Below are 25,525 nucleotides of genomic sequence, written 5' to 3'. Positions count from 1 at the left end.
ATGATCCAGCTCCAGCGGCTAGAACAGTCGGTGGCTTCGCGTCTTCCGCCGAGGCAAAAAGCGCCTCTATGTCAGAAGCTCCATCCTCCTCTTGTTCTGAGCGAGCCGCTTCCGCTTTTCTTTATAAGTTGCTGCTATGCAGAATACAACATGACCGCTACTATGCATGGCCAGATGCTCTCGCCACCCTAAAAAGAAAGAGGGTTTATATGTCGATTTTTTAATTTTTATTTATATACGTGAGTATTCATTTAGAGATTCATAACAGTGCAACTATCGAGTTGATAAGATCTTATTTTTATAATTAAATATTTCATCTACTGCTTTTTTATATCCTCCAGCTTCTTTAAGGGATTTTCCTATTGCATGACTGTTTTGAGCAAATTCTTTATTATTTAGTACTTGTTCTGTTGCTTCGCGTAGCATTGTAGCAGTAAGCTGTAAACGATCTAATTGAATGCCAGCTCCTACTTCTTCCACTCGTTTTGCAACGAGCGGTTGGTCAGCAGCAACGGGAATAACGACAAGTGGAACACTAAAATATAATCCTTCACTGGAGCTGTTCATTCCGCCATGTGTAATAAATACATCTGTATGTTGTAAAACTTCTAATTGTGGTACGTAATTATATACTAAAAAATTGGAGGGAATGTTTTTAAATTGGTTAATATCCGTTTTTTTTCCGACTGCTAGAACAACAGTAGCTTCCGTATCTTGGAAAGCTTCAAAGCATTTTTCGTAGAATTTTGGTTGCTGATTGAATACGGTACCCAGAGAAATAAAAATTACTCTTTCTGTCTTGAGCTTTTCAATAGGAAAATGACTAACATCTTTTCGTGGACTAATAGAAGGTCCAACAAATATAAACGAGTCATCAAATACTTCTGCACGTGGTTGATATAGCTTTGAAGTAAATACGATTGTAATGTCTCCTGGTTGATTCATGATATCGAATACACTATTACAAACAATATTGTATTGTTTTTCCCATTTCTGCATCGTATCTAAACACGCTTGATACATCGGAGAATCTTTCGTTATTTCATCTAATTTAGGCATAGAACCAAAAGACATATAATGATTAAAAGCAAAAGTAGTACAAGAAGAAATTTTGGGTAATTTTAATATATTAGCAATAATCTTCCCTACTATAAAATGATTATCATAAATGACATAATCATAGTTTTCTTCTTTTATTTCCTTTAAAATTGTAGGGACTATTTTGTCTGTAACGTTTATGATTCGATGGATCATTTCTAAAGGATTGGGCCCTTCATCTATTTTTTTCATCACATCCATTTGTGAAGTAAAATCTTCATAATAACGAAATGATGCTCCTGTTTTTTCAATCTTGTCCCTATATTGTTCAACACAATAATAAACTACCGTTTCTCCTTTACATATCAATTCTTCAACGATTGCTAGGGTTGGATTAACATGTCCCTCACCCGGAAAGCCTATAACAAGAACTTTTGACATGACCATCTCTCCTTACCTATCGATTGTAAATATTTAACATTTTAAAACTAATTATTTTGTAGTCAAGTTAAAGAAATTCCACTGCCCTCAAGTGTAAAAAAAACGAACAATTCTATTGGCATAGTTTGTTCGTTTCGAAAAAGGAGATACAATATAGAACTTCAAACGAAAAAGAGTATATGTGTATTTTACCAAAAAATACAAAAGATTCAATTTTTTGAGGTTGAGAAAGTTAGTTTTCTAGTCATGGCATTTTTTGTCCACAGACATTCGTATCATGAACAAAAGGTTTTTAAATGAATAAAACGGAATACATTATTTGTTTTTCGTAAATTCACAAAATTTTCAAAATTAAAGAATTTAAATGTTAATATTTGTTATATAATAAACTTGTCAAACCATTATGTAAGTAGTTTCCCCTGTTTTGACTGTTAAGATAGTTTACCCTTACTACCATTATCTCAAAAAGGACTTGTAGTTATTGCTACAAGTTCTTTTTGCTTTTCTTGTTACACATGAACTTCCAAATAATTATTTACCATAAAAAGGAATGTTTATTTTCCATGATTCGTAGCAAATTAAAATCGTAGGAGGTGATACATATGGCAAGAAAGAATAACAGAAATAATAATCAAGTATTAATTCAAGGTGCTGAGAATGCAATTGATCAAATGAAGTATGAGATTGCACAAGAATTTGGTGTACAGCTTGGTGCAGATACAACGTCTCGTGCAAACGGTTCTGTTGGTGGTGAAATCACAAAACGTTTAGTAGCTATGGCTCAGCAACAACTAGGCGGTGGATTCACTCATTAATTTCACCCGAAGACATGCCAGGTGGCAGTACGTAGTAATTCGTTTATAAATAAGTTTAAACACTTACACTATAAGCATCCAAATAGGGTGCTTTTTTCTTTGTTATATAAGTTGAAAAAACGACATAACCCCCTCTTTTCCTTTTGGAGGGACGAGAGCACCTGGCCGTGCATAGAAGCGGTCAGGACTTTTTTCTGCCGCATGCGAGGATTAAAACAAAGGGAGAAAGCAAGTGCAGGTCATGTTGTATTTTGTATAGCAGTGATTTATATAGTAACTACACAATAAAAATGATATTTGTGAAAGAGTTTTGTTATATTTGTGAAAGAGAAATGCAAGGTATTTAAACTAAGATAAACTTATGAATACCGATTTTATATTAGTCGTTAGTAAAATAAAAATATCAGCAATTAGAGAAAACATTTTTCAAGATTATATGATAATTGAATCAGAGAAAGATTTCTTTCATCATTGATAAAGGAACAGAGGAGATTTTATGCATGAAAGCAAGAATTGCAATTATAGAAGATGAAGATAATATCCGTGAAATATGCAAACGGTACTTAGAAAGAGAAGGATATGAAGTATACACCGCTGCAGATGGAACAGAAGGTTGGAATGTGTTTCAGCAATATCAACCAGATCTAATTATTTTAGATTTGATGATGCCCAAAAAAGATGGCTGGGAATTATGTGAGGAAATTCGCCGATACTCTAATGTTCCTATTATTATGTTAACCGCTAGGGGAGAAGAAAAAGATCGAATTTTAGGATTAACAATGGGCGCAGATGATTATATGACAAAGCCGTTTTCACCTCGTGAATTAGTCTTAAGGGTGCAAATTATATTAAGAAGAGGAAATCAAGCAACGATTCAAATAAACGAACCTGTATCAGAAATGATAGAGTTTCTAGATTTGAAAATTGATCCAATAAAAAGACGTGTATTTGTTTGTGGATATGAAATTGAGTTAACGGTGAAAGAATTTGAGGTACTTTATATCATGGCAAAACATCCAAAACAAGTATTTTCACGATCTCAACTCCTTGAACAAATTTGGAAATTTGAGTATGAAGGGTGCACCAATACAGTAACCGTGTTAATGAGTCGTCTCCGTGAAAAGTTAGAGAAGCATACAACAAAAAATCGCTGGATTCATACAGTTTGGGGCATAGGTTACCGCTTTGATCCAGATGGAGGAAATGAAATATGAAGTTACGGAATCAATTGTTATTGATGAATTTATTAAGTACGGGGATTATGTTAATTGCTATCTGGTATAGTGAAATGCGAATGTTACTTAGACCGGAACAGACACGATTATTTATGGGAATTGTGATTGTAGCACTGATTATCTCAACGATTATTTACTGGTTAATGACACGTCCTATTATGAGATCTATTCAAAACTTAATTGCATTAACGAAACAATTTAGTGATAGACAATTTGGAACGACGTACATAATAGGGAAAGAACCGGAAGAGTTTAAAGAATTAGCGACAGCTTTTCAAGAAATGGCTAAAAAATTAGAAGAAAGCTTTACTAAGTTAGAAAAAGGAGAAAAAGCCCGTGCTGAGCTGGTTGCGAATATTTCCCATGACTTACGAACTCCTATGGCCAGCATACAATTGATGGTAGAAGCATTACAGGATGGTTTAATTGAAGATCCTGATCTGAAAAAGCAGTATTTAACAACAATCCTAAACGAAATACAACGATTAAGTGGACTAATTAATGATTTGTTTGATCTTTCTAAGTTAGAACTTGGACAAGAAGTTTTTCATCCAAGTTTAACACATGTAGATAGTATTCTATTAAAAGTAATAAATCCACATACTATCTTATTGAAGGAAAAAGAGATTGATTTGCAATTGCGTGTTTCGGATACATTACCACGACTTTGGATGATGCCATGTAAAATAACGCGGGTTATCAATAATTTGTTACATAATGCGATTCGGCATTCTCCTACATGCGGAACAATCGAGTTAATTGTAGAGGAAAATAAGCAAGAGCAGCAAGTCCAATTCACTTTGCGTGATGAAGGAGAAGGGATTGCTTTAAATGATCAACTACGTATATTCGAACGCTTTTTCAGAACAGACCCATCAAGAAGCTCACAATCTGGAGGATCTGGACTTGGACTCGCCATTGCAAAATCACTAGTTGAAATGCATAAAGGAGAAATTGGTGTTCGGGATCGCCCGGATGGGAAACAGGGATGTGAATTTTGGTTTACTCTTCCCGTTATATCAGAAAAGAAATAAGATCATTGAAAGAGTTTTATAATATTTACGAGAGAGAAATAAAAAATTGTTAGATATGTCCAAGTTCAAAAACGACATAACCCCCCCTTTCTTTTAAGGAGAGACGAGAGCAACTGGCCGCGCATAGAAACGGTCAGGGCCTTTTTCTACCACATGCAAGTACAGGTCATGTTGTATTCTGCACGGCGGCGACTTATGTGTTGGAAAAATAAAATGGATTTATATAGATAGTCTAACAATGGCATTGACGTTATTATGAGTAAGCAATGTATTTAGAAATAAGAAACCCTTCAAGTAAATTTACAAAAAAAGAGCTTGGATTCCCAAGCTCTTTTAAATATTATTTAAGAACTTTATAACCACCATTTTTCCTGTGGAATTAAAACTGTTTCAACATTAAAGTTATTCTCAAACCATTCCTTCATCAATGTTTTATGGACAAGATATTCTGATGCCGAATGGGAAACGCCGATTAAGGACATTGAAGTATTTGAAGCGTATTCCATCATTTGGTTGTATTTTTGTTTGCCATAATCATTATCAATATGGCAATGGATTTCGCCAGTGATATAAGCTTGAACTCCTCTTTTTTCAGCTTCTTCCATCCAACTTACTTTATCACCACAACCTGCAACGATAGCTATTTTCTTTATGTTATTTATGCTCTTACCTTCAAAATCAACATATGGAATATCAAATATTTCTTTTAAGTGAAATATTAGTTCACTTGTACTCTTTTCTTCAATATTACAAACTAAAACTAGGTCTTTATTATTTTTAGGACTTGTTAAAAAACCATCAATAACTTCTGTATTTAATTGTTTGGCAATAGCTACACTTGTACCTAAATCAGCATGATAATCCATCGGTACATGACAGGTATAGACAGATAAATCTTTTTCTTTTATTTGTTTGATGTACTTTTCTTTTATTGGAACAAAGCCTTTTCCCCATGTCCCTTTTGGGTCTCCACACTCCATCAATAAGGGATGGTGCATAAAGAGTAAGTCACCGCTATTGCTTTCTTCTATAAAATGTTCCAATACTTTATCTGTAGGAAAAACGGCAAGAAAAATTTTTTCTACATTTGTATCTCCTTTTAACATCAGACCATTAAATAATTCCACAAAGTCTTTTTCGAAAATTGCTTTCCAATCAAATTTTACAGGTTCATAAACCATTGGTATGAATTGACTGAAAGCAGAATCCTTCCCAAATGATTTTATATCAAGTTCAGCATCTAATTTAGACACTATTTCTTTTAGTTCAACCATAAAATTATTCCCCCAAATAATTTGATTTTTATTATTTCATTATAAGATGATCTGACTTAATATTGGGAATATTTTAATATGAAATTTTATTTTTATTCCTTTAAACATTACTCCTGTTGTTTAAAGGAGTAATGTTATTTTTAATATTATTATTATATACAAATATGCAATATTGCATATTTGTATATGTATTATTGAATAGGTGATCTATAAAGCCAATAAACATGCAGGTTTTCGGCTTTATTTGTTTGTTTCATCAGAAAAGAAGTCAGACCTTTGAAAGACTTTTGTAACATTTATGAAAGAAAAATGAAAGATTTGTTAGATAGGATGAGACTGTTCTACTAGTAGATGATGCGCGCAAATGGTAAAAGCATTAATAAAATAAGGAGAAGTTAAGATATGCTTATGAATAGAAAATTACCCATACTTACGTTTTTGTTATTACTATTTAGTTTGATTATAACTGTTTTTCCTACAAATTCTGCTTATGCAGCTGAGGACGATCGTATACTTGATATATACGGCGATCCAATTACCATAAATAAAGATTACATACTAGTAGATAAATATTTATGGGTGACAGGTATTCCTTTTGAAAAACGAGTAGCACCCGTAGGTCAGAATAGACTTGGAGTAACTTATGAGAAATTTGCGGGTTGGCATTATGTAATTCAATATAAAAACTCATCTTATTACGGTGATGCTGAACGGCATAAGGATACAAAAGGTAATGAGTATTATGGTACACCTATCAATTTTGAAGCGCCGTCTGGAGTGGAGAGTGATGGATATATAAGAAATAATACTCCAATTACAATGTCAATGTGGATTGGGGGACCAAATGCTGATGCGGGAGGAACAAAAAAATATGTAAATGCAGGCAATCGAAGCTGGATTTATTTTAGTGACCAATCAAAAAGCACGTTAACAGTTAAGAAAAAAAATTCGAAGGAAATAGATTTAATAACAGGTAAAACAGATTATCTGAGAGATAAACTTGGTAGACCTACTGATTGGTATAATGCAGATCCACAGCAATCTAGTTATGGAGTTATAACAACTTTCCAGCTAGAGACTTCAGAGCAACCATTTGCAAATCAGGATAAATTGTGGGGAATATCTGCCCCTGAAGACTACGTTGGCTATGAATTAGTACCTGTACAATAGGGTATTCGTTACATTCAGTTTTATATAATTTTATTTATTGGTATTTCATGCATCTTTTGGTAAAGTAAGAGAAAATGCTATGAAGGAAAGTTAAATGATACATCAATTGGAGGAATATTTATGAAAAGAAAAATTTTAGCTATAGCTTCTGTCATTGCTTTAACAGCTCCTGTTCAGAGTGTGGCATTCGCACATGAAAATGATGGGCAATTTGATCCACCTATTGCTCAAAAATGGTCAGCAGAATCTATACATAATGAAGGCGTAAGCTCTCATTTATGGATTGTAAACAGAGCCATTGATATTATGTCCCAAAATACGACTGTTGTGAAGCAAAATGAGACAGCTCTATTAAATGAATGGCGTACGAATCTAGAGGAAGGTATTTACTCTGCGGATTATAAAAACCCATACTATGATCATTCCACATTTGCTTCACACTTCTATGATCCAGATTCAGGAAAAACGTATATTCCATTTGCGAAACAAGCAAAGCAAACGGGAGCGAAGTATTTTAAACTAGCTGGTGAAGCTTATCAAAATAAAGATCTGAAAAATGCATTCTTTTATTTAGGATTATCACTTCATTATTTAGGCGATGTCAACCAGCCTATGCATGCAGCAAACTTTACTAACATTTCGCATCCATTTGGCTTCCACTCAAAATATGAAAACTTCGTTGACACAGTGAAAGACAATTATAGAGTAACGGATGGAAATGGCTATTGGAATTGGCAAAGTGCAAATCCAGAAGAGTGGGTTCATGCATCAGCAGCTGCAGCAAAAGCTGATTTTCCATCAATTGTTAATGATCAGACGAAAAATTGGTTCCTAAAGGCTGCTGTATCACAAGATTCTGCTGATAAATGGCGTGCAGAAGTAACACCAGTAACAGGAAAACGTTTAATGGAAGCGCAGCGTATTACAGCTGGATATATCCATTTATGGTTTGAAACGTACGTGAATAACAAATAACAAATCCATTTTACACATGGCAAAAGTTATGTATGTCATAAAGTGAAACGGAAACGATTATTGGATTCAAGGGTTATCCTGAGGGTAAATGCTATATTTTGAGTTTGATAAGTGTATTTTAGAAGTTTCAAAGCTTTTAAAATCAATGAAAGACTATTGTAAAATTTATAAAAATAAATTTTAATCTGAAGTAAAAAGTATAAGCAATCAATGTACAGTATAATTTCATTTTTGTAATCTTATAGAAATGATAAAAGTGAAGTGGGTCATAATGTGGAGGTAAAATCCAGATTATGACCCATTTTTACATGTCTCTCGGCTAAACCCTAATTACATCCGTTAATTCATAATTTGAAAAATACCTCTGATAAAAAACGTTGAATCAATTGATTGCAACGTTTTTTATTATTTTATTTACTTTTCACTTAATAGATCAATGGCAATTAAATCTGAATGATTTTAAGACAATCAATGCTAAATGTACTTGTATAACGGTTATTTATATTACGAAAACGAAAAAAGGAGATGTTGAATAATGACGAAACATATCGTAGACCTCTCAAAATACAATGATAGCATCGATTGGGATATAGCGACGTCGCAACTGGATTTAGCAATCTGTCGCGTTCAATATGGCTCAAGGAAAATAGATCCACTGTACAATGAACATGTCCGAAATTTAGAAGCATATGGAATTCCTCATGCCGCTTATGCTTACGGTTGTTATGTAAGTATTGCAGATGCCATTGTAGAGGCGGAAGATTTTTTAGCACGTGTAAATCCAGATGCAAAATTTCTTGTGTTGGATGTTGAAGATGATACGCTAGCAAGCTGCGGAGCTACTAACCTAGCGGAAGCATCGCAAGCCTTTATTACTACTTGTAAGGATGCTGGTTGGAAAGTTGGCCTATATGTATCACATCATATGTATGGCTCTTATGGATTACAAAATGTACAAGCTGATTTCTTATGGATTCCACGATATGGAGGAAGAAAACCTAAATATGCATGTGATTTATGGCAATATGCAGATGGTGAAACAGGGGGATGGCTTGATGGAATTGGAAAAGTAGATCTAAATGATTTAAACGGAGATAAGACGCTCGAATGGTTCACAAACGCTCAAGAACTTTATCGTATTTTTATAGGAGACTTCAATTCGATTGAATGGATAGAAGGCGTATATCACACAATCAAAGGTATTTTCCCAGACTACGGGATGTGGACGCAACCTCTTGACGATGGAAATCAGCGTATTATCATTGGTGATTTCAACTCCAAAACATGGTGTGATGAAACGTTTGCGAAGTTGAAAGAAATTTTTCCGTCATATAGCATGTGGGTTGAGCAAATTTAGCTATTTTCTATAAAACCTGCATGATGTATATCGTATGGGATGGCACGATAGGAAGATCTTTTTTCTGTGAATTTTGTGTGGTAACTCAATTCTACCAAGAAAAGGTCTTCCTTTTTAGTATCTGTATTCATTTATACAAAATATTTTATACTCTCTTATCATTTTTTAATCTACGGAATTTTCAATGGCTATTTTCAAATACTTTGCTGACATTTTATAAGCACGATTATTATAAAAATAGTTTCCTAGTTCAGTAGCGAGTTCACGAACTAAAGGGTACTGTTTTTTTTCTAGGCCCAGTTCAATTGCTTTTTGCATATTTTTCTCGTATCCATAATAATCTCCTCTTAGTTTAGATACGTTTCCTTTAAGTCCAAAGATGTTAACATACGCATGTGGCATATCAGCAATTGATAAAATTTCTAATGCATCATCCATCAGTTTATTAACAGTTTTCCAGTCTTTAGATTCTATATAAATCTCTATTAAGTTTCTTAATGCGTATATTTTTTGAGCTTGATCTGGATAAAGGTTGCTAGTCTGTAAACTTTTTTTATAATATGTAATGGCATTGGTATAATCTTTTAATCCTTGATATATTTTCCCATAATTATATGCAATCAAAGGTAAATACATAGGATTATTGCTAGCCTCTGCTTTAATTTCTGCTTGTTTTAAGGATTCAAGAGCTTTCTCAGGTAGATTATCTTTTTGATATTGTAGTGCAATGATTATAAGAATGTTTATCACTTGATTTTCTATATTTAATTTTTCATACAATCTGTATGCTTTTTTAGCATACAAGCGACTAATGCTTTGATCTTTATAAAGACTTTGGCTTGTTAGACTTAGGTTATAATATATACCAGCGTGTTGTTTAGTTTCTTCTAGGCCAAGTAAACTCTCTGCCTTCACATAAATTTCATGTGCAGTCATATAGTCTTGTTTATTATAAAAATAATGACCTCGAGCCATTAAATAATATATAAAGTCTTCGGTATATTGAGGATCTACTTGATTTGGAATGACTTGTGAAGCCTGATTTACCATTGGTGCTACATGTAATAAGTTATTATTTCGAGAATGATAGTATATTAAAACACCATAAGCCTTTAATAATAAGAGAATAGAGTCTATATCACGCACATACAGCTCTAAGGAAGATAAGCCTTTTTCACTTATCATATTATCGTTTTTATACCTATTACATATTTCAAGAAGCTTAGGTTCTATATCCTCATAATCTGCATCGACAAGAAAATTGTAATCAACATCTAGCTTTGTAGCAATTTTTTCTAAAAAAGAAGTTGAAGGTTTAATTTGTTCATTTTCAATTCTACTTAAATAAGTTATAGAACAGATCCCAGATACTAGTTCCCTTTGTGTGAATCCTTTATGTATACGTATTTGTCGAATACGTTCACCAATGTTCATATCTTCATTCCTTTCTTTGAATGGCCCGGTTTAGTTATTTTCGTGCAATATAATAAGAATAATGTCTCTATTTTCTTATACGTATCACTCCAAATATGAAGGAAACAATGGGGTACAACACAACTGCAACTAATGGTTTTGAACCGTAATACTTATTTGAATGCATATGAAATTTGTATGCCTTTTTCCTTATATCAGCTGTCTCTTTCTGCTACCGATATTACTATATTATACCAATTCACTTGGGGCCACGCTTAACAAAATTCATCTCCCACCTAAAAGTAGTGTTTTATACCTGCACATTTTTGAAATGAAAGTCTTCTATACGATTAAAATGCTTACGATTTCATGTATTACATTAATCCTCAAATAATTGTCCTTTTTTCACCATAAAAACCCCTCCCAATAAACAGCATAAAAAGAGTCCATCATACCAGATGAACTCTTTTTATACTGTTTTTCTCAATGATTTTAAATAACGTGCTGTAATTAAAATCATACCAATTGTAAATGCAAGTATCGATACTAATAATATACTAATAGACAACGTACTTTGATCAACTAATTCTATCGATTTGATTGGTAGAGACCATATATATCCAAATCCCCACTTTAATTCTGAGAAAAGAAATACACCGATTAAAGATAACATTATATTAACAAATGTAAAAGTGATAAATTCTTTAATAAATAAGAATAATAAGAGTTGTACTATTATAAGAGGTATTGCCGCAACACCAGAAAGTAAAAATACTTTTATCATAAATAATAAAGGAAATGAATCTGTAAAATCAAAATACATTCCTGATACATATAAGCTTATTAAAACGATTAAGTGTAGTGCAGAAAATAATAATACAATGGATATAAATTTAGATAAAGTAATTTTGAGATAATCAACTGGATATAAATACATTAATTTCCAATTTGTTTTGCTTTCAAACTGACACAAGAAAGTTGTTACCAATCCTGAAATGACAGGGAGAAAAAAACCAACGTAGAAAAAAGATATCAACATCCATACCCCCATCCATTCGTTATCCAAGCCATGATTATACTTTTTGACAATGAATTTAGTATACATAATCATTGAATATATAATCGGACAAAGTGCAAGAATAAATAATGTAATTTGTTGAGGGTGTTTTCTTACTTTGATCCAATCAGAATGAATTAAATTTATCATTTGAAATCTCCTTTGTTAGTTTTTATTATTCAATTTACTAAATAAAATATATCCAAGTCCTAGAATCAACAAAGTAATAGGAATTCCTGCTAGTATGTACCATTTATCGTATTCCAATAATGTGTTAAAGGCATCTAGATGATTCACATAATTGATTGGAAAATATAAAATTTGATATGAAATAGGAAACCACCAAATCTTAGTAGAATTGAACATATCACCAAAAAGATATGACCCTAGAGCTAGTACAACAATCAATGATTGATTTGATACATTAATAGATATAATGAACGCCAAAGCGCAGAATGGGACACTAATAATAAATGGGAATAACAGTAAAGTAAAAACATGTTGCATGGAAACTGCATCTAGAGAAATTCCTAAACATGGGATTAGTAATACTGTACAAATCACATGTATGAAGGTTGTCATAGTAAGAGCAATCATAACAACAAAGAACTTATTTAGATAGACACTAAATTTCTGTACTGGATATGTAAATGTTCTTTCCCATGTAGAATTTTTATACTCTACATTGTTCACACTAGCTATAATAAACACGATAAAAAAGTTCAATATATATTTCAGAATTTGTAAATTAATACCGAATATAGTTTCTAATTTAATCGTATGAGAGTTACTATAATAACTCAATCCGACAAATTCAACTAACGCAAGTATAATAGGACCTAAAATAACCAAAAACAGTAAATGACTTTTTCTATATTTTATATACTCAGTAGCTAATACATTTCTCATACACTTACAGCACCTTGTTCAATAATATCTAAATACGCTTCCTCTAAATTCTGCTTTTTAGTTTGGAAAGATTGAATGAAAATCTGATTCGTTACTAATAGTTGTTGAATGTCATTAAGTGAACTTTCATCGTAATATTCAATACTAAATATGTTGTTGTTTACATTAAATGTATAATTAGATTGTCTAAGTAATTGTTCAGTAAAAGTTACATTATTAACACTAAATTCAACAATATGTAATGATTGTTTATTTTTTAAAGAAGATAACAAACCTTGGTATTTTATTTCCCCTTTATGAATAATCCCTATATGATCAGCCATTTGTTCCACTTCGCTTAAAATATGACTGGACAAGATTATGGTAGAATTAAATATACTTGGAGCTTTTTTTATTAATTCTTTCACTTCATAAACTCCTTGTGGATCTAAACCGTTAGTAGGCTCATCCAATATTAGCAATTGAGGGTTATTCATGAAAGCAGCAGCTAATCCTAAACGTTGTTTCATGCCAAGAGAATATTTTTTAAAAGCCCGATTACGATCCTCGTATAATTTAAATACATTCAAAAGTTCTTTTACATGTTCTTTATCATTCATATTTTTCATTTTAGAAACAATTAATAAGTTCTCGTATCCAGATAAGTGATCATAAAAGCTCGGTGCTTCAATTAATGAACCTGTTTTAGATAAAATTTCAATTCTATTTTTCTTTATATCTGACCCTAATACTTCTACAGACCCCTCATCAGCTTCTATCAATCCTAATATAATTTTAAAAAGTGTAGATTTACCAGCTCCGTTTGGACCTAATAATCCAAATATTTCACCCTTATTTATAGTTAAATCAATTCCTTTTAAAACATGCTTCTCTTTATATTTTTTATGCAAACCTTTAATGTTTAAAACTTGATTATTCATAATATCAACCGCCTGACGTTAGAATTTAAAATTCATTATCTGATTGAATTTGTATTTGTAGGAATAAGCATTCGAGATCTATTTCTCAAATGCTTATTAAATTATTTACTATCGCTTTTTCTTTTAGGAATAAAACTAGAAAGGAAAATGGCAACAATTATTGCTAGACTGAAGTTTTCAGTAGTATCAACCTCTAAACCGTTTTTCCATTGATATATAAAGGATATCAATATTAAAAGTATAGCAATTCCACTGGTATATCCTACTACGTTTCGCTCTCTTTTTCTTTTAGGCATAAAACTAGAAATAAAAATGATAACAGCGAATGCTAGACCGAAGTTTTCAGTACTATCAATCACTAAACCGTTTTTCCATTGGTATATAAAGGATATCAATATTAAAAGTATAGCGATTCCAGCCGAATATCTTGCTACTTTTTGCTTAGTTCCCGTTTCGTTTCTTTTCGTATCCATATTTATCCCTCTTTCTTATTTATTAGGTAAAGTATGCTGCATTATTATTCCTTTCATGTAATGCTGTCTGTTTAATCCATTGCAAGACAATTAAAGGCATCCTTATTTTTTTGAAATCAAATGACAGCTGAATTTGTTCTTCTAACTCTCCGTGTAAATACAATTTCTTTTGTAAGGCTAACATACATTCTGTAGTTTGTTCTTTTAACCTTTGATACATAAATTCTTTTGAATGCTGGATACTTTCGTTTTGGTTTATCATATATCCGATAGCTACTGGTCCTTTTTGTTCGCCTATTCTTGCCTTCAATTCTTGAATATTTATATCTTTTAAATGAACAAAATAATCATTATAAAAATCAATTGAATAAGCACCTGATGTCGATATACCAGTTACTATATTTGGTTGAAAAACAAATAAAATAGGCACTAAAGCTGTGAATGTTTGATTGTGAAATGCTTCGTATAGAATTTGAGCTAACGTATTAATATGAATCAATGGTTTAACTAGATTAATCATTTCTTTTTGTGATGCTTGTTTATTCAATGAGTGTTTATAAACATGATATGGCAATACTTCATGTTCATTTGAACAGATTTTTAAATATTGATTATGTTCCTTATTCTGCTTCAAATGATAATTGATATTGTCTATCATATTTGGAGAACTTTTTGTCTCTAGCACCAGAATAATTTCACCTCCTTGCTGTTTGACTTTCTGTACTTAAAATATACGTGTTCATTTATGTTAATCACAATTAGTAAAATTTCATTAAAATTTTGGCGAATAATCACTCGTTTTAAACTTGTTATTTTACTTATTTTAAAATAGTAGGAAACAGTTGATTTCTAATCTATATAAATACAAATTAAAAAATCAACATAAAATCTTCTTTCTTTTTAGGCGGGCGATAGCATCTGGCTATGCATAGAGGCGGTCATGTTGTATTCTACATAGCAGCGCAGCGACTTATATGCCGAAAAAATAGATATATATGGAAGATGATGCCCTTGCAAGGAAGTGTTTTGGCGTGGACGAATACATAAGAAATCCCACCTAAAGCTATGTTTAAGTGGGGGGGAATTGACTCAATATTTTAAGATATTTTGCCGACATTTTATAAGCACGATTACCATAAAAATAGTTTCCTAGTTCAGTAGCGAGTTCACGAACTAAAGGGTATTGTTTTTTTTCTAAACCTATTTCAACAGCTTTTTGCATATATTTTTCATATCCATAATCATCTCCTCTTAATTTGGATATCTTTCCCTTAAATCCATATAGTTGAACATGAGCGGAAGGTACATCAGAAGTTGATAAAAAATGAAATGCCTCATCCATAAGTTTATTAACAGTTTTCCAATCCTTACATTCTATATGAATCTCTATTAAGCCTCGTAATACGTATATCTTTTGAGTTTTGTTTGGGAGAAACTCACTCAGTTGCAAAGTTTCTTCATAATATTTAATAGCATTCGTATAGTCTTTTAAACCTTGATAAATTTTTCCGTAATTATACGAAATTATAGGCAAATGCATAGAATTACCATTAGCTTTCGCTCTAAGTTCTGCCTGCTGTAAGGATTCAAGAGCTTTGTCATATAATTCATCTGAATGATACAGCAGTACGAGCATTAAAAGAGTATTTATTACATCATTCTCTCTATTTAATTTTTCGTACAGTCTGTATGCTTTTTTAGCATACAAGCGACCAATGCTTTTATCTTTATAAAGGTATTTATTTACATGACATAGGTTGTAATATATAGCAGCGTGTTGCTCAGTTTCTTCTAGGCCAAGTAAACTCTCAATCTGCACATAAATTTCATGTGCAGCCATATAGTCTTGTCTATTATAAAGATAATGACCTCGAGCCTTTAAATAATATATAAAATCTTCGGTATATTGGGGATCTACTTGATTTGGAATGACTTGCGAAGCCTGATTCACGATGGGTGCTACATGTAATAAGTTATTATTTCGGGAATGATAGTATATTAAAACACCATAAGCCTTTAATAATAAAAGAATAGAGTCTATATCACGCACATACACTTCTAAGAAAGATAAGTCTTTCTCACTTATCACCTTATCGTTTTTATACCTGTTACATATTTCAAGAATCTTAGGTTCCATATCGTCATTATTTCCATCGACAAGAAAATTGTAATCAACCTCGAGCTTTTCAGCGACCTTTTCTAAAAAAGAAGTTGAAGGTTTAATCTGTCCATTTTCAATTCTACTTAAATAAGTTATAGAACATATCCCGGATACTAGTTCTCCTTGTGTGAATTCTTTATGTATACGCATTTGCCGAATACGTTCACCAATGTTCATATTTGCACTCCTTTCTTTGAATGGCCTGGTTTGATTATTTTAGGACAATATAACAAGAGTGATATCCGTATATTCCTAGTTGTGATATGTGTATAGTTTTACATCCGGATAGGGAAATAACATTGTATATGCCTTTCTACCCATATTACTATATTATACCAATTCACTGATGCTCACGCTTAACAAAATCTATCTCCTATCTAAAATTGATGCTTTACACCTTCAAATTTTTAAGGCGAAAGCCTTCTATCTGAAAATCAATTCCTTTATTATTTGAAGCATTGGCATAATCATTGCTAAATGTACACGTATAAAATAAAAATAAACCCAAGACTAGTGAAAAAAGTGAAAATTATAGAAATAGCTAGATTTAGCGTGATTAACCATTTGGGTTTTTCCTGTTTTTGTAAAGCTATGTATGAATAAATATTTGAGATGCCTAATGGAACTAACAGAGCAAAAAATACATATGTGAGTTCAACTTTATCACTTTTATGGAGGTCATTAGCATCATACATATAAAAGCATTCAAGACAGATAAAAAAATAAGGTTTGCTGTGACTCCGATACAAGCGTGTTTATTCTGTAGTAGTTTCATCGTTTTTCCCCTTATAAACTTTTACTAACAATTTACCAAATAACATTATACATTAATTGATATTTAATGAGTCGAAAAATAAGTGTTTTTCGAATAAGAGGGAGGGGGAAATGAAAACATATATTTGTATAGGAATAATAAGTATCTTTGATGGTGGATTTCAAATTAAAATGTATTTTTATTAAAATAAGGTACTAAGAATCTATATAGAAAAATAGAAAGCGAGCAAAATGATAATACTACCTACTAAAAAAAAGGAAGATATAAAACTCACTTTAATTAATTCTTGTTTCATTAAACATCTTTCATTATTTGTAGTTAAGGTAAAATAAGAACCTAAAAACCAAAATAAACCGGTAACTAATACTAAAAGGCTAGAAATCATTATAAAAAAAGCGAATATTACCAACTCAAACACTTTATTCCCTCCATCCTTATAAACTATAAAATATGTTCGTGTATGTAGTGAGGTATTGTACTGTACCGTTTTATTAACTAAGAATTTTAAGTGGAATAGATAACTCTTTTAATCTAGCTAAATCACTATTATTGATTCTCTGCGGTGCTCCTGTAGTAGCCTGTGCGTATACGTGTAATTTTATATCATCTTTTTGGATGGCAGTTCTACCTAATAGTCTATTTGGAGAAAATAAAAGAAATGCGATATATAAAATGAAAAATATCACAAAGACTTTCGAGCATTTTTTAGTTTGTTCAATTGTTACACTACCAATATGTATTAAGTAAATTATAAAGGGGATAAGGGAATTCATTCCATAAAATATTGCATTGAGGAAATCGGTGTGAAGATAAAAGATCTTGAATCATGGACTTTTTAAGTGTCCACGATTTTGGATTTATAAAAGTGAAACCACATTATCTCTACAGTTTTAGAGGTGATGTGGTTTTTATTCATACAGATAATGATTTTTCAATCGCAAATTCTCTATAAAATTGTGATTGGTTTGGAAAGAAAGTAAATTAGTTGACGAGTCTTTCCTTTTTTACCATAATATTGTATGAAGGAAAGGAGGAGGGAGCATGGAAGCATATTTTCGAGCAGCTCCATTAGAACCGTTTGTCCCATACTCGAAACAACACGTTATTATACTTCTTCTTATCGGTTTAGGGATTTATTTTCTATATCAATATCAGGATTTACTCCGCCAAGAGCAATGGAATATAATGGTTCGATACACAATTGCTTTTTTGTTTATAGGCAGTGAAATTGGATTGGATATATGGCAAGTGAAGGCGGGGATTTTTCGACTCAGTACATCCTTACCATTTGAGTTATGTACGATTAGTTTATTACTGGCATCTATTATGATTATAACGAAAAGTTATAAGCTATATGAAATTGTCTTTTTTACAGGAATTATCGGGGCAGCGCAAGCAATTTTAACTCCAAACTTACAGTATGCATTTCCGCATTTTCGCTTCATAGAATATTTCATCGCACATGCATTACTCGTTTTGTCACCGCTCTTTATGACGTGGGTGGAAGGGTATAGACCAACTTTTCAATCGATTAAACGTACGATGCTATTTTTAAATGCATTGCTACCAATTATTTTATTTGTAAACTATAAAACAGGCGGGAACTATATGTTTTTAGCGCATAAGCCAGAGACGGCTTCATTACTTGATATGTTAGGTCCTTATCCTTACTATATTATTTCATTAGAAGTTGTTGCGTTTATTGCATGTCTAATCTTGTATATACCATTTAACAGAAATAGAAGTCGTATGAATAAAAAATTATTAAGAAACATTTGAGTGAGAAAAGTGAAACCACACCCCGCTACAGATTTAGCGATGGTGTGGTTTTATTATTCAATAACTTGCTCGTTAATACTCGGATCATGATTGGCTATCACTTGTACACAATCTTCTCTTTTCCTAAATTCTCTGACCCAATCTAAAGATTTTTGAGCAGCAGCCTTATCAATAGTTACCCCAGGTAATACATTTTGTTCCCAGGATCTCTCTGAATAGCCAACATCACTAGCTAATAGTACCCAGCCTTTCGTTGTTTGTACCAGTGCAGAGCATAATCCCTTGCTATGGCCAGGTGTATATACCATATAGAGAGAACCATCTTGAAATACATCATAGCCTAACTGATAAGGGCCGTGCGGAATTTCTTGTAACTGAAAAGTATTAATAGGAACACTTTCCCACATTGATCTAATGTACCCAGTGTCTTTTTGGGCGGCATGCCATTCTAGTTCATTCGTTATAATATGTTTCGCATCTGCCACGTGTTTTACTCCGCTTACATGGTCGGAATGAAGATGGGTCAGTAATACGTAATCAATATCCTTGTTCTGAATTCCTTTTGCTTGAAGTCTTTCTGCAACAGACTGTCCTTCCGGTAAAGTACCAGTAAACATAGTAGAAGTAAGCCAACCTAAATGTTTTTTCGGATTTGTTCTCATATCTTCGTGCCATCCTGTATCGATTAAGACTAATCCTTTTGGATGCTCAATTAAGTACGCGGAAACAGGCATCCATCTTTTTTTAGTAGAACTTCTGAACCATCCAGTATAAGGCATCGGATGCCATGTTTTCTCTTGAAATGCCATCGCTTGATCAATGTACACTTGCCCGGTATGCCATACATGTATTTTACTCGTCATCATTTTTCACCTCTGGATAAAAAATAAAATAAATTATAAGATAATTATGTATTTTATGCAAAATATTTGTTTCAATGAAATATTATGTTAAATATGGAGTGAATAGACATGCAATTGGTTTTTCAAATTACATATCATCGTATGTACGACCATTATCTTCTGAAACTACTCCAAGCAATTCATCGTTTAAACACCGAAGAACTGTGGAAGCAGGAGATGAATTCAATTGGTGGAATCGCCTTACATATTTGCGAGCATATAAAAAGAAATACAGCTCGGTACTCGAATCCGGATATAAAGTTTGAAGAAGGGATTGAAGAGTATTTTCCTCATTTAGACATATCATCAACTGCTTTGTGTTCCATGATTGAAGAGGCCTTTACGAATTGGAAAAAAGAGTTTGTGAAAGTGGTAAATAGTAAACAAAATGTAGAAATAGATATACATAGCCTTCTACATCTTGTGGAACATACTGCCTATCATTTAGGGCAAATTGTTGACCGAGTGAAAAGAATAAAGAACACGAAATTTGATTTTTGTCAAAATGGACTAAGCGAAAGAAATTTGAAAGCAATGATTGAAAACAATAGGCTAGATTCATAAGGATTTCTTATATGTATCCTAAAGTTTTGGATTATTTTACCGAAATGAAAGATATTGTACGATTAACTTAAGTATGAGATGAAAGGAAATGATGCCAATGCTTACATTTCGTCGTGTCGATGTAGAAAAAGATAAACAGACTATCATTAGATTTTTCACAGATACAGATGAGGAACTTCAGTTTAATGAGAGTGAATATATAAAGTATGCAAAGCAAAAGCAACTAAATTTTCCGGAAGGATTTGTTCTCTTGGAACATAATCAACAGGTAGTCGGGGAATTAGTGCTTCGATATGACCATTATGAAGGAAGAGAGATTGGTTATGTAAGTTTTGTATATGTAATTCCCGAGGGGCGCGGAAAGGGATATAGTAAAGAGATTTTTCAATATGCTGAGGAGCAGTTTAAAAAGCGTAATTTACTTGAATATCACCTTCGCGTGGCACAGTCCAATTTAAGAGCCATCAAATTTTATGAAAAACAAGGACTTGAAAGATTGGGAGAAGAGCGGAATTCTTACAATCAGCGTTGCTGGAGAATGAGGAAGAAGATGTAGATAAGGTTATATAAATTCAAAAAGCGGTGGTCGTATTGACAAGTAAAATTCATATTATAGGTTCTGTCGGGAGCGGGAAAACAACTTTAGCAAGAATGTTATCTTCACAGTTAAACATTCCATATTATGAGCTCGACAACGTCGTTTGGAAAAGGTCTGAAAAAGGGGATATAAGAAATACGCCTGAAGAAAGAGATAAGCAACTGAACGATATTGTCAGTTCTGATGCTTGGATTGTTGAAGGCGCCCATCATACATGGGTATCTCAAAGTTTTCAACATGCAGATATCATCATCTTTTTAGATGTAGCTCTTTCAAAAAGGATATATAGAATAACGAAGAGATTTATTTTACAACTACTTCAGCTTGAAAAGGCGAACTATAAGCCAAGCTTTCACATGTATTTGAAGATGTTTAAGTGGACGAGGGGTTTTGAAAGGGAGAGTAAAGCAGAGATTTTGTATATGTTTGGGGAGTATGGTGATAAGGTGGTTGTTTTGAAGGATAATAGAGAAGTTGATATATAAGTTGAAAAAACGACATAAAAACCCCCACTGATTAAAGTTTCACTTTATAATTATTGAATCATAATCTTGTTTCTTTTCAGCGCTGATCATGTGCAAAAAGTAAAGTGACCGTCTTACATAAGGTCACTTTACTTTCGGTACTGTTTTAATAAAACGCATTAAAATTACAGTACCTGATATGTTTAAAATAATGCTTGTACTAAGCAAAACTGCCCATAATGCAATAGGCAATGAAAGTGTTATAGATAATAGTAAGAAAAGAATACCTACCGATATAAAAGTTAGCCCCAATGGCATATTATTCATAATATGGAAAACCTCCTTTGCAATGTAATTTTAACCGAAATTTCTTTATAGTTGTATAAATTGTTTTTTATATGTAATTGCCTATTTAGAAATTTCCATTGTAAATTTCTCCACAATAATCATTTAAAACGGGCCAATATGATTCCACCTTAAATGTATACATAATACCAAAAACAAAAAATAGTGAAATAAAAAGAGAATAATATTTTTTTCTTATCTTCACAACGCGTAAAAATTTTCGGTTCGTAAATATGAACGTTGGCAAAAGAATACCACTTATTATGAGAGTAATCATGAGTCCCAAAATGATAGTACCCCATTCTTCCCCAACCATATCTGAACAACTATTAATTAAACAATCAACTCCATAGAAGGTGATTAACAACCAAAACAGAGCATAACCAAAAAGAAAACCAAAGATAAAATTAAGAAGAGAACTTATTGATAAGCATAAATATTTCATCTATTCACCTTTCAAAAACATTGTAATTATTAAGAAGCAATGTCAATCATATTATAAATTATTCATACGTAACTTCATTGTATTTCTTAAACGGTACATTATTAAGAAAATCAAGTACAATTTCATTGAAAATATCCTTTTTCATCACATTTAGAGGATCAAATGCATTCTGAAATAAAGCCAGTTTGCCATTAGCAACATTATTATAAATTGTTCTAGCTGCCTTCCCTTCATCTATACCTGTTACTACCTTCCCTGCTCCTGAAAGAATTAAAGTTTCTGATTGTATTTGATGAAGAAGATGAGTATGTGTAGGAAACGGTGCTTTTTTTATCATGAGAAGCATTTTTTTATCTATCGAAAAAGAATTACGTAAAATTTTTTGTGTATAATCGTCGTTTTTATATACTTTCATCATCATATCGATAATTTTAGTATAAGGTAGCAAGCTAAAAATGAAATTAGAAAGATGTAATATCCATTTGGAAGCTTGGGAAGGGAATTCACTGTAGCTATTAGAAATCACTAATTTTTTTACATAAGACGGATAATGAATCGCTAATAATGTTCCAAGAATTGCTCCCTGTGAGACACCTATTATATGAAGGTTAGAAATATGCAATTCATCTAAAAACGCTACAATGTCCGATACAATTAGTTCGTAGCTGTACTTATTATTAGGAAAAGTTTTAATAGAATCCCCATGTCCCCTATAATCCATAAGGATCATTTTATATTGTTTAGAAAATGATTCAATTTGCGGCTCCCACATTTTCCAACACGCACCGCTTCCGTGAAGAAATAAAATGGGTTCACCTTTTCCAAAACACTTATAGTGAAATTCTCCATTTCGTGTTTTTACTACAGCCATGAGCAAAACTCCCTTTGGTTATATTTTGAAATTCCCCATATTTAAAATATACATTACAAAAAATAAATTTCAATATTTTTTGAAATTTTATGTATTTTATATTTCAAAATTTTAGAGTGAACAAAAACCTGTTCCTTATTTATGGAGAAATTGAAAAGGTAGAAGTGTATGATGCTTATAAGACTGGAAAAGTAAATAAGTTGGGTTTTAAATTTGTATTTTATACAAATACGAATGAAAAAATCGAGGTGAAATGTATAGAGGACAAGTGGTCAGAGGAACAGCGCAAAATGGAGGAAATGGAAGAAGTAATAAAGCGAAAAGGAATTCCGATTACGTACAGTTCAACTTTTAAAATAAAAGGTCAATTTCAATATTAACCGCCGCTTACTAATAAAAAAAGAATCCTAAAGTTTTAACATTAGGATTCTTTTTTTAATGTATATAAACCTATTTTGTCGCTTTTCGTCCTACTAATACCCAGTATAGAGATAAACTGAATAGAGCAATTAGTACGAGAATGAATAGGATGTTACTAAACATGGCAGCATCCGCATTGTTTACCATTCCTAGGAAATTTTTCTTTGTTGCGGAATGGTCCATCATTGCCGCTGTGTAGGCAATTCCGATTGACATCGCAACATTCAGTGTTAAGTTGTAAAAGCCGATTGCTGTTCCTGTTTTTTCTTTATCAATTGTACAAATGCAAGAGTCAAGTAATGGTGCATACATGAATGCAAATGAACTAGAGAATAGAACCATAGATATTACGAATACAACAACGGAAGTTTTTATAAAGAATCCGCCTAATAGTAAGCTTAACATAATGCTGCACATAGCGAGTGTAATACATTGTTTGCTTCCCATAACCTTTGCAACTTTTCCGGAAAGAGCTCCGACGATAGTCGCTGCTATATAGCCTGGAATTAATAATAGTGAAATTGTATCTAACTGCAAGCCATAAATCTTTTCAAGTAAGAATGGAAATAGGAAAATATATGCTAGCTGTACAGAGTAAATGATAAACGCAACGCCAAGTAATGAGATAAACTGCTTATTTTGGAAGAATGAGATTCCGATAAAAGCTTTTGAGTTCTTACTAATATAAGTAAGGAACAAGGCAATTGCAACAATAAACAAGATTAGGTAAAGCCAATTGAAATCTGTAATATATAGTAGTAGGGACGCTGAAATGGCTCCAACTAGAAATAATCCTAATATATCTACATGACTGTTTTCCGTTTCTTCCTTAGGAATATATTTTAAAATGAAAGGAAGAGTGAAAAGTGTTACTAAAGAAATTAAAAATAAAGTTGTCCAATGGAAATATGTTGAAACATAACCTCCAGTTAATGCACCGATAAGCTGTGAAAGAGCAAAACTACTTGTACTTAATCCTAAAAATTTCTTTTGTTCATCTGCAGGTAAATGCTTTGTGACAAAGATTACATATAACGTTTCAGCTGATGCTAAACCGGCAGTTTGAATAATTCGTGAGATAACAACTAGTAAAAACGAGTGTTGAAAAACATATCCCATGATGGAACCAGCACAGATTAAAATAATCCCAGCGCTAAAAAGTTTTCTAAAACTAATAGAATCCGCTAAAGCTGCGTAAACGACTGCGCCAATTCCAATTACAAGACCAGCTAATGTTGCTTGCCAGCTAACTGTTGTCGCTGAAATGTGAAAATCCTTTGCCATATCAACAGAAATAATCTTAAACGAATTATCAATTACCAAACATAATAGAAATAACAGTAAGGTAACAGGTACTGCTTTCTTAGCGCTATACTCCTGAGTTTTCTTCATGCTTACATCTGCATTTATTGTAGACATAGCGATATTCCTCTCCTTTTGTGATTCAGGGAATGGTCTTCCTGAATCATGATTGTCTAACTACCAATTGATCGAATGGCTTCAGTAATTTCTAAGCCATTTGTTTCATATGAGGGATTTCCTTGTGCACAGTTGTACCCATCTTCGTTTTTTCCTTTTTATGACGTTTGAAAAGGAAACGTTTGCATGGATGACGGAAAACATTTTACATTTTGACTCCGCTTTCATGACCATGCATAATAATTTTTTACAATATCGTATAGTTGTCTAAAACTTGTATACATCTAAAAAGTGAAAAGGATACCATACTTTGTTTTTATGATGTTTACAAGGAAGCATTTGTATGAATAACGAAAAATATCTTATTCTTTGATTCCGCTTTCATGATCGTGCATAATAACTCTTTGCGATATACAATATTGTATAGTTGTCTAAAAACTTGTATACATATTAACAATGAAAAGGATACCATACCCTTTCTTTGCTCACAACCCATCTTTCTTTCGGAATTTGTCTGTTTTGTTACAAAAAAAGCGATGTATTTCGTATAAAATACATCGCTTGCAGCTATTGGGATTAAAAATATTGAGAACGAAGATATAGCAGCGTGACCAAAAGAAGTAAAAAAGAGTTAGCATGACGCTAGCTCTTTTTTACTTCTTTGTTTCAGC

The 25,525-nt window shown here is 32.3% G+C and carries 23 protein-coding genes and 1 pseudogene; 11 read left to right on the top strand and 13 right to left on the bottom strand.

The genetic code is table 11. The annotated features are described in order from the left end of the window. Positions 1–273: 273 nt before the first annotated feature. Positions 274–1,479: a macrolide family glycosyltransferase gene (locus BM350_RS09110; RefSeq protein WP_090917716.1), complete on the bottom strand. Its 1,206-nt coding sequence runs from the start codon at positions 1,477–1,479 to the stop codon at positions 274–276. A 602-nt stretch (positions 1,480–2,081) separates the two neighbouring features. Between BM350_RS09110 and BM350_RS09105 the strand changes: the two genes are divergently transcribed. From BM350_RS09105 to BM350_RS09095, 3 genes are all read left to right on the top strand, one after another. After that, positions 2,082–2,294, top strand: coding sequence for an alpha/beta-type small acid-soluble spore protein (locus tag BM350_RS09105; protein ID WP_090917714.1), 213 nt, complete (start codon positions 2,082–2,084; stop codon positions 2,292–2,294). Between the two features lie 500 nt (positions 2,295–2,794). Continuing rightward, positions 2,795–3,508 carry a response regulator transcription factor gene (locus BM350_RS09100; protein ID WP_090917712.1) on the top strand — a complete coding sequence of 238 codons (714 nt, stop codon included), beginning with the start codon at positions 2,795–2,797 and terminating at the stop codon, positions 3,506–3,508. Further along, the gene (locus tag BM350_RS09095; RefSeq protein WP_090917711.1) at positions 3,505–4,563 is read left to right on the top strand and encodes a sensor histidine kinase; all 1,059 of its coding nucleotides are present in this window, start codon (positions 3,505–3,507) and stop codon (positions 4,561–4,563) included. The genes BM350_RS09100 and BM350_RS09095 overlap by 4 nt, the downstream gene beginning before the upstream one ends. Before the next feature lie 353 nt (positions 4,564–4,916). On the opposite strand, the gene BM350_RS09090 is transcribed toward BM350_RS09095, so the two are convergent. Next, entirely contained in the window at positions 4,917–5,837 is a 921-nt protein-coding gene (locus BM350_RS09090; RefSeq protein ID WP_090917710.1) for a Nif3-like dinuclear metal center hexameric protein, read from the bottom strand. 402 nt (positions 5,838–6,239) lie between these two features. Here BM350_RS09090 and BM350_RS09085 point away from each other — a divergent pair, with 402 nt between their 5' ends. From BM350_RS09085 to BM350_RS09075, 3 genes are all read left to right on the top strand, one after another. Then, the gene (locus BM350_RS09085) at positions 6,240–7,007 is read left to right on the top strand and encodes a hypothetical protein (protein ID WP_090917708.1); all 768 of its coding nucleotides are present in this window, start codon (positions 6,240–6,242) and stop codon (positions 7,005–7,007) included. A gap of 120 nt (positions 7,008–7,127) precedes the next feature. Next, positions 7,128–7,982, top strand: a complete 855-nt coding sequence (locus tag BM350_RS09080) for a phospholipase C (RefSeq protein WP_090917705.1) — start codon at positions 7,128–7,130, stop codon at positions 7,980–7,982. Positions 7,983–8,517: 535 nt separating this feature from the next. Next, positions 8,518–9,339 carry a GH25 family lysozyme gene (locus tag BM350_RS09075; protein WP_090917703.1) on the top strand — a complete coding sequence of 274 codons (822 nt, stop codon included), beginning with the start codon at positions 8,518–8,520 and terminating at the stop codon, positions 9,337–9,339. 165 nt (positions 9,340–9,504) lie between these two features. Here BM350_RS09075 and BM350_RS09070 read toward each other — a convergent pair whose 3' ends face one another. From BM350_RS09070 to BM350_RS09040, 7 genes and pseudogenes are all read right to left on the bottom strand, one after another. Then, on the bottom strand, positions 9,505–10,773 hold the full coding sequence (locus BM350_RS09070) for a helix-turn-helix domain-containing protein (RefSeq protein WP_090917701.1): 1,269 nt from the start codon (positions 10,771–10,773) through the stop codon (positions 9,505–9,507). Positions 10,774–11,221: 448 nt separating this feature from the next. Beyond that, on the bottom strand, positions 11,222–11,959 hold the full coding sequence (locus BM350_RS09065) for an ABC transporter permease (protein WP_090917699.1): 738 nt from the start codon (positions 11,957–11,959) through the stop codon (positions 11,222–11,224). 15 nt (positions 11,960–11,974) lie between these two features. Beyond that, positions 11,975–12,718 carry an ABC transporter permease gene (locus BM350_RS09060; RefSeq protein WP_090917698.1) on the bottom strand — a complete coding sequence of 248 codons (744 nt, stop codon included), beginning with the start codon at positions 12,716–12,718 and terminating at the stop codon, positions 11,975–11,977. After that, on the bottom strand, positions 12,715–13,638 hold the full coding sequence (locus BM350_RS09055; protein ID WP_090917695.1) for an ABC transporter ATP-binding protein: 924 nt from the start codon (positions 13,636–13,638) through the stop codon (positions 12,715–12,717). The genes BM350_RS09060 and BM350_RS09055 overlap by 4 nt, the downstream gene beginning before the upstream one ends. 275 nt (positions 13,639–13,913) lie before the next feature. Then, a pseudogene (locus BM350_RS09050) lies at positions 13,914–14,111 on the bottom strand (hypothetical protein); the annotation flags it as partial. Positions 14,112–14,133: 22 nt separating this feature from the next. After that, positions 14,134–14,796, bottom strand: a complete 663-nt coding sequence (locus tag BM350_RS09045; RefSeq protein WP_090917693.1) for a hypothetical protein — start codon at positions 14,794–14,796, stop codon at positions 14,134–14,136. A gap of 384 nt (positions 14,797–15,180) precedes the next feature. Further along, positions 15,181–16,449 (bottom strand): helix-turn-helix domain-containing protein, encoded by a 1,269-nt coding sequence (locus BM350_RS09040; RefSeq protein WP_090917691.1) that lies wholly within the window; start codon positions 16,447–16,449, stop codon positions 15,181–15,183. A 1,639-nt stretch (positions 16,450–18,088) separates the two neighbouring features. On the opposite strand from BM350_RS09040, the gene BM350_RS09025 reads away from it, so the two are divergent. Then, entirely contained in the window at positions 18,089–18,826 is a 738-nt protein-coding gene (locus tag BM350_RS09025; RefSeq protein WP_090917687.1) for a YwaF family protein, read from the top strand. A gap of 53 nt (positions 18,827–18,879) precedes the next feature. Here the strand turns inward: BM350_RS09025 and BM350_RS09020 are convergent, their stop codons facing one another. After that, entirely contained in the window at positions 18,880–19,692 is an 813-nt protein-coding gene (locus BM350_RS09020; protein WP_090917685.1) for an N-acyl homoserine lactonase family protein, read from the bottom strand. A gap of 105 nt (positions 19,693–19,797) precedes the next feature. Between BM350_RS09020 and BM350_RS09015 the strand changes: the two genes are divergently transcribed. From BM350_RS09015 to BM350_RS09005, 3 genes are all read left to right on the top strand, one after another. Then, a complete protein-coding gene (locus BM350_RS09015; RefSeq protein ID WP_090917682.1) occupies positions 19,798–20,292 on the top strand; it encodes a DinB family protein in 495 nt (164 codons plus the stop codon). 88 nt (positions 20,293–20,380) lie between these two features. Then, positions 20,381–20,848 (top strand): GNAT family N-acetyltransferase, encoded by a 468-nt coding sequence (locus tag BM350_RS09010; RefSeq protein ID WP_090917680.1) that lies wholly within the window; start codon positions 20,381–20,383, stop codon positions 20,846–20,848. Between the two features lie 26 nt (positions 20,849–20,874). Then, a complete protein-coding gene (locus BM350_RS09005; protein ID WP_090917678.1) occupies positions 20,875–21,375 on the top strand; it encodes a shikimate kinase in 501 nt (166 codons plus the stop codon). Between the two features lie 123 nt (positions 21,376–21,498). Here BM350_RS09005 and BM350_RS09000 read toward each other — a convergent pair whose 3' ends face one another. Together BM350_RS09000 and BM350_RS08990 are read right to left on the bottom strand one after the other, a co-directional pair. Then, entirely contained in the window at positions 21,499–21,681 is a 183-nt protein-coding gene (locus tag BM350_RS09000) for a hypothetical protein (RefSeq protein WP_090917676.1), read from the bottom strand. A gap of 521 nt (positions 21,682–22,202) precedes the next feature. Continuing rightward, on the bottom strand, positions 22,203–23,015 hold the full coding sequence (locus tag BM350_RS08990) for an alpha/beta fold hydrolase (RefSeq protein ID WP_090917673.1): 813 nt from the start codon (positions 23,013–23,015) through the stop codon (positions 22,203–22,205). 116 nt (positions 23,016–23,131) lie between these two features. Between BM350_RS08990 and BM350_RS08985 the strand changes: the two genes are divergently transcribed. After that, positions 23,132–23,395: an RNA-binding protein gene (locus BM350_RS08985; protein ID WP_139207715.1), complete on the top strand. Its 264-nt coding sequence runs from the start codon at positions 23,132–23,134 to the stop codon at positions 23,393–23,395. Between the two features lie 70 nt (positions 23,396–23,465). On the opposite strand, the gene BM350_RS08980 is transcribed toward BM350_RS08985, so the two are convergent. Beyond that, positions 23,466–24,854, bottom strand: a complete 1,389-nt coding sequence (locus tag BM350_RS08980; protein WP_090917669.1) for an MFS transporter — start codon at positions 24,852–24,854, stop codon at positions 23,466–23,468. Positions 24,855–25,525: the final 671 nt, after the last annotated feature.

This window comes from Bacillus sp. 103mf (assembly GCF_900116295.1).
Lineage (GTDB): Bacteria > Bacillota > Bacilli > Bacillales > Bacillaceae_G > Bacillus_A > Bacillus_A bruguierae.
This window is presented reverse-complemented; position numbering and strand designations above follow the sequence as displayed.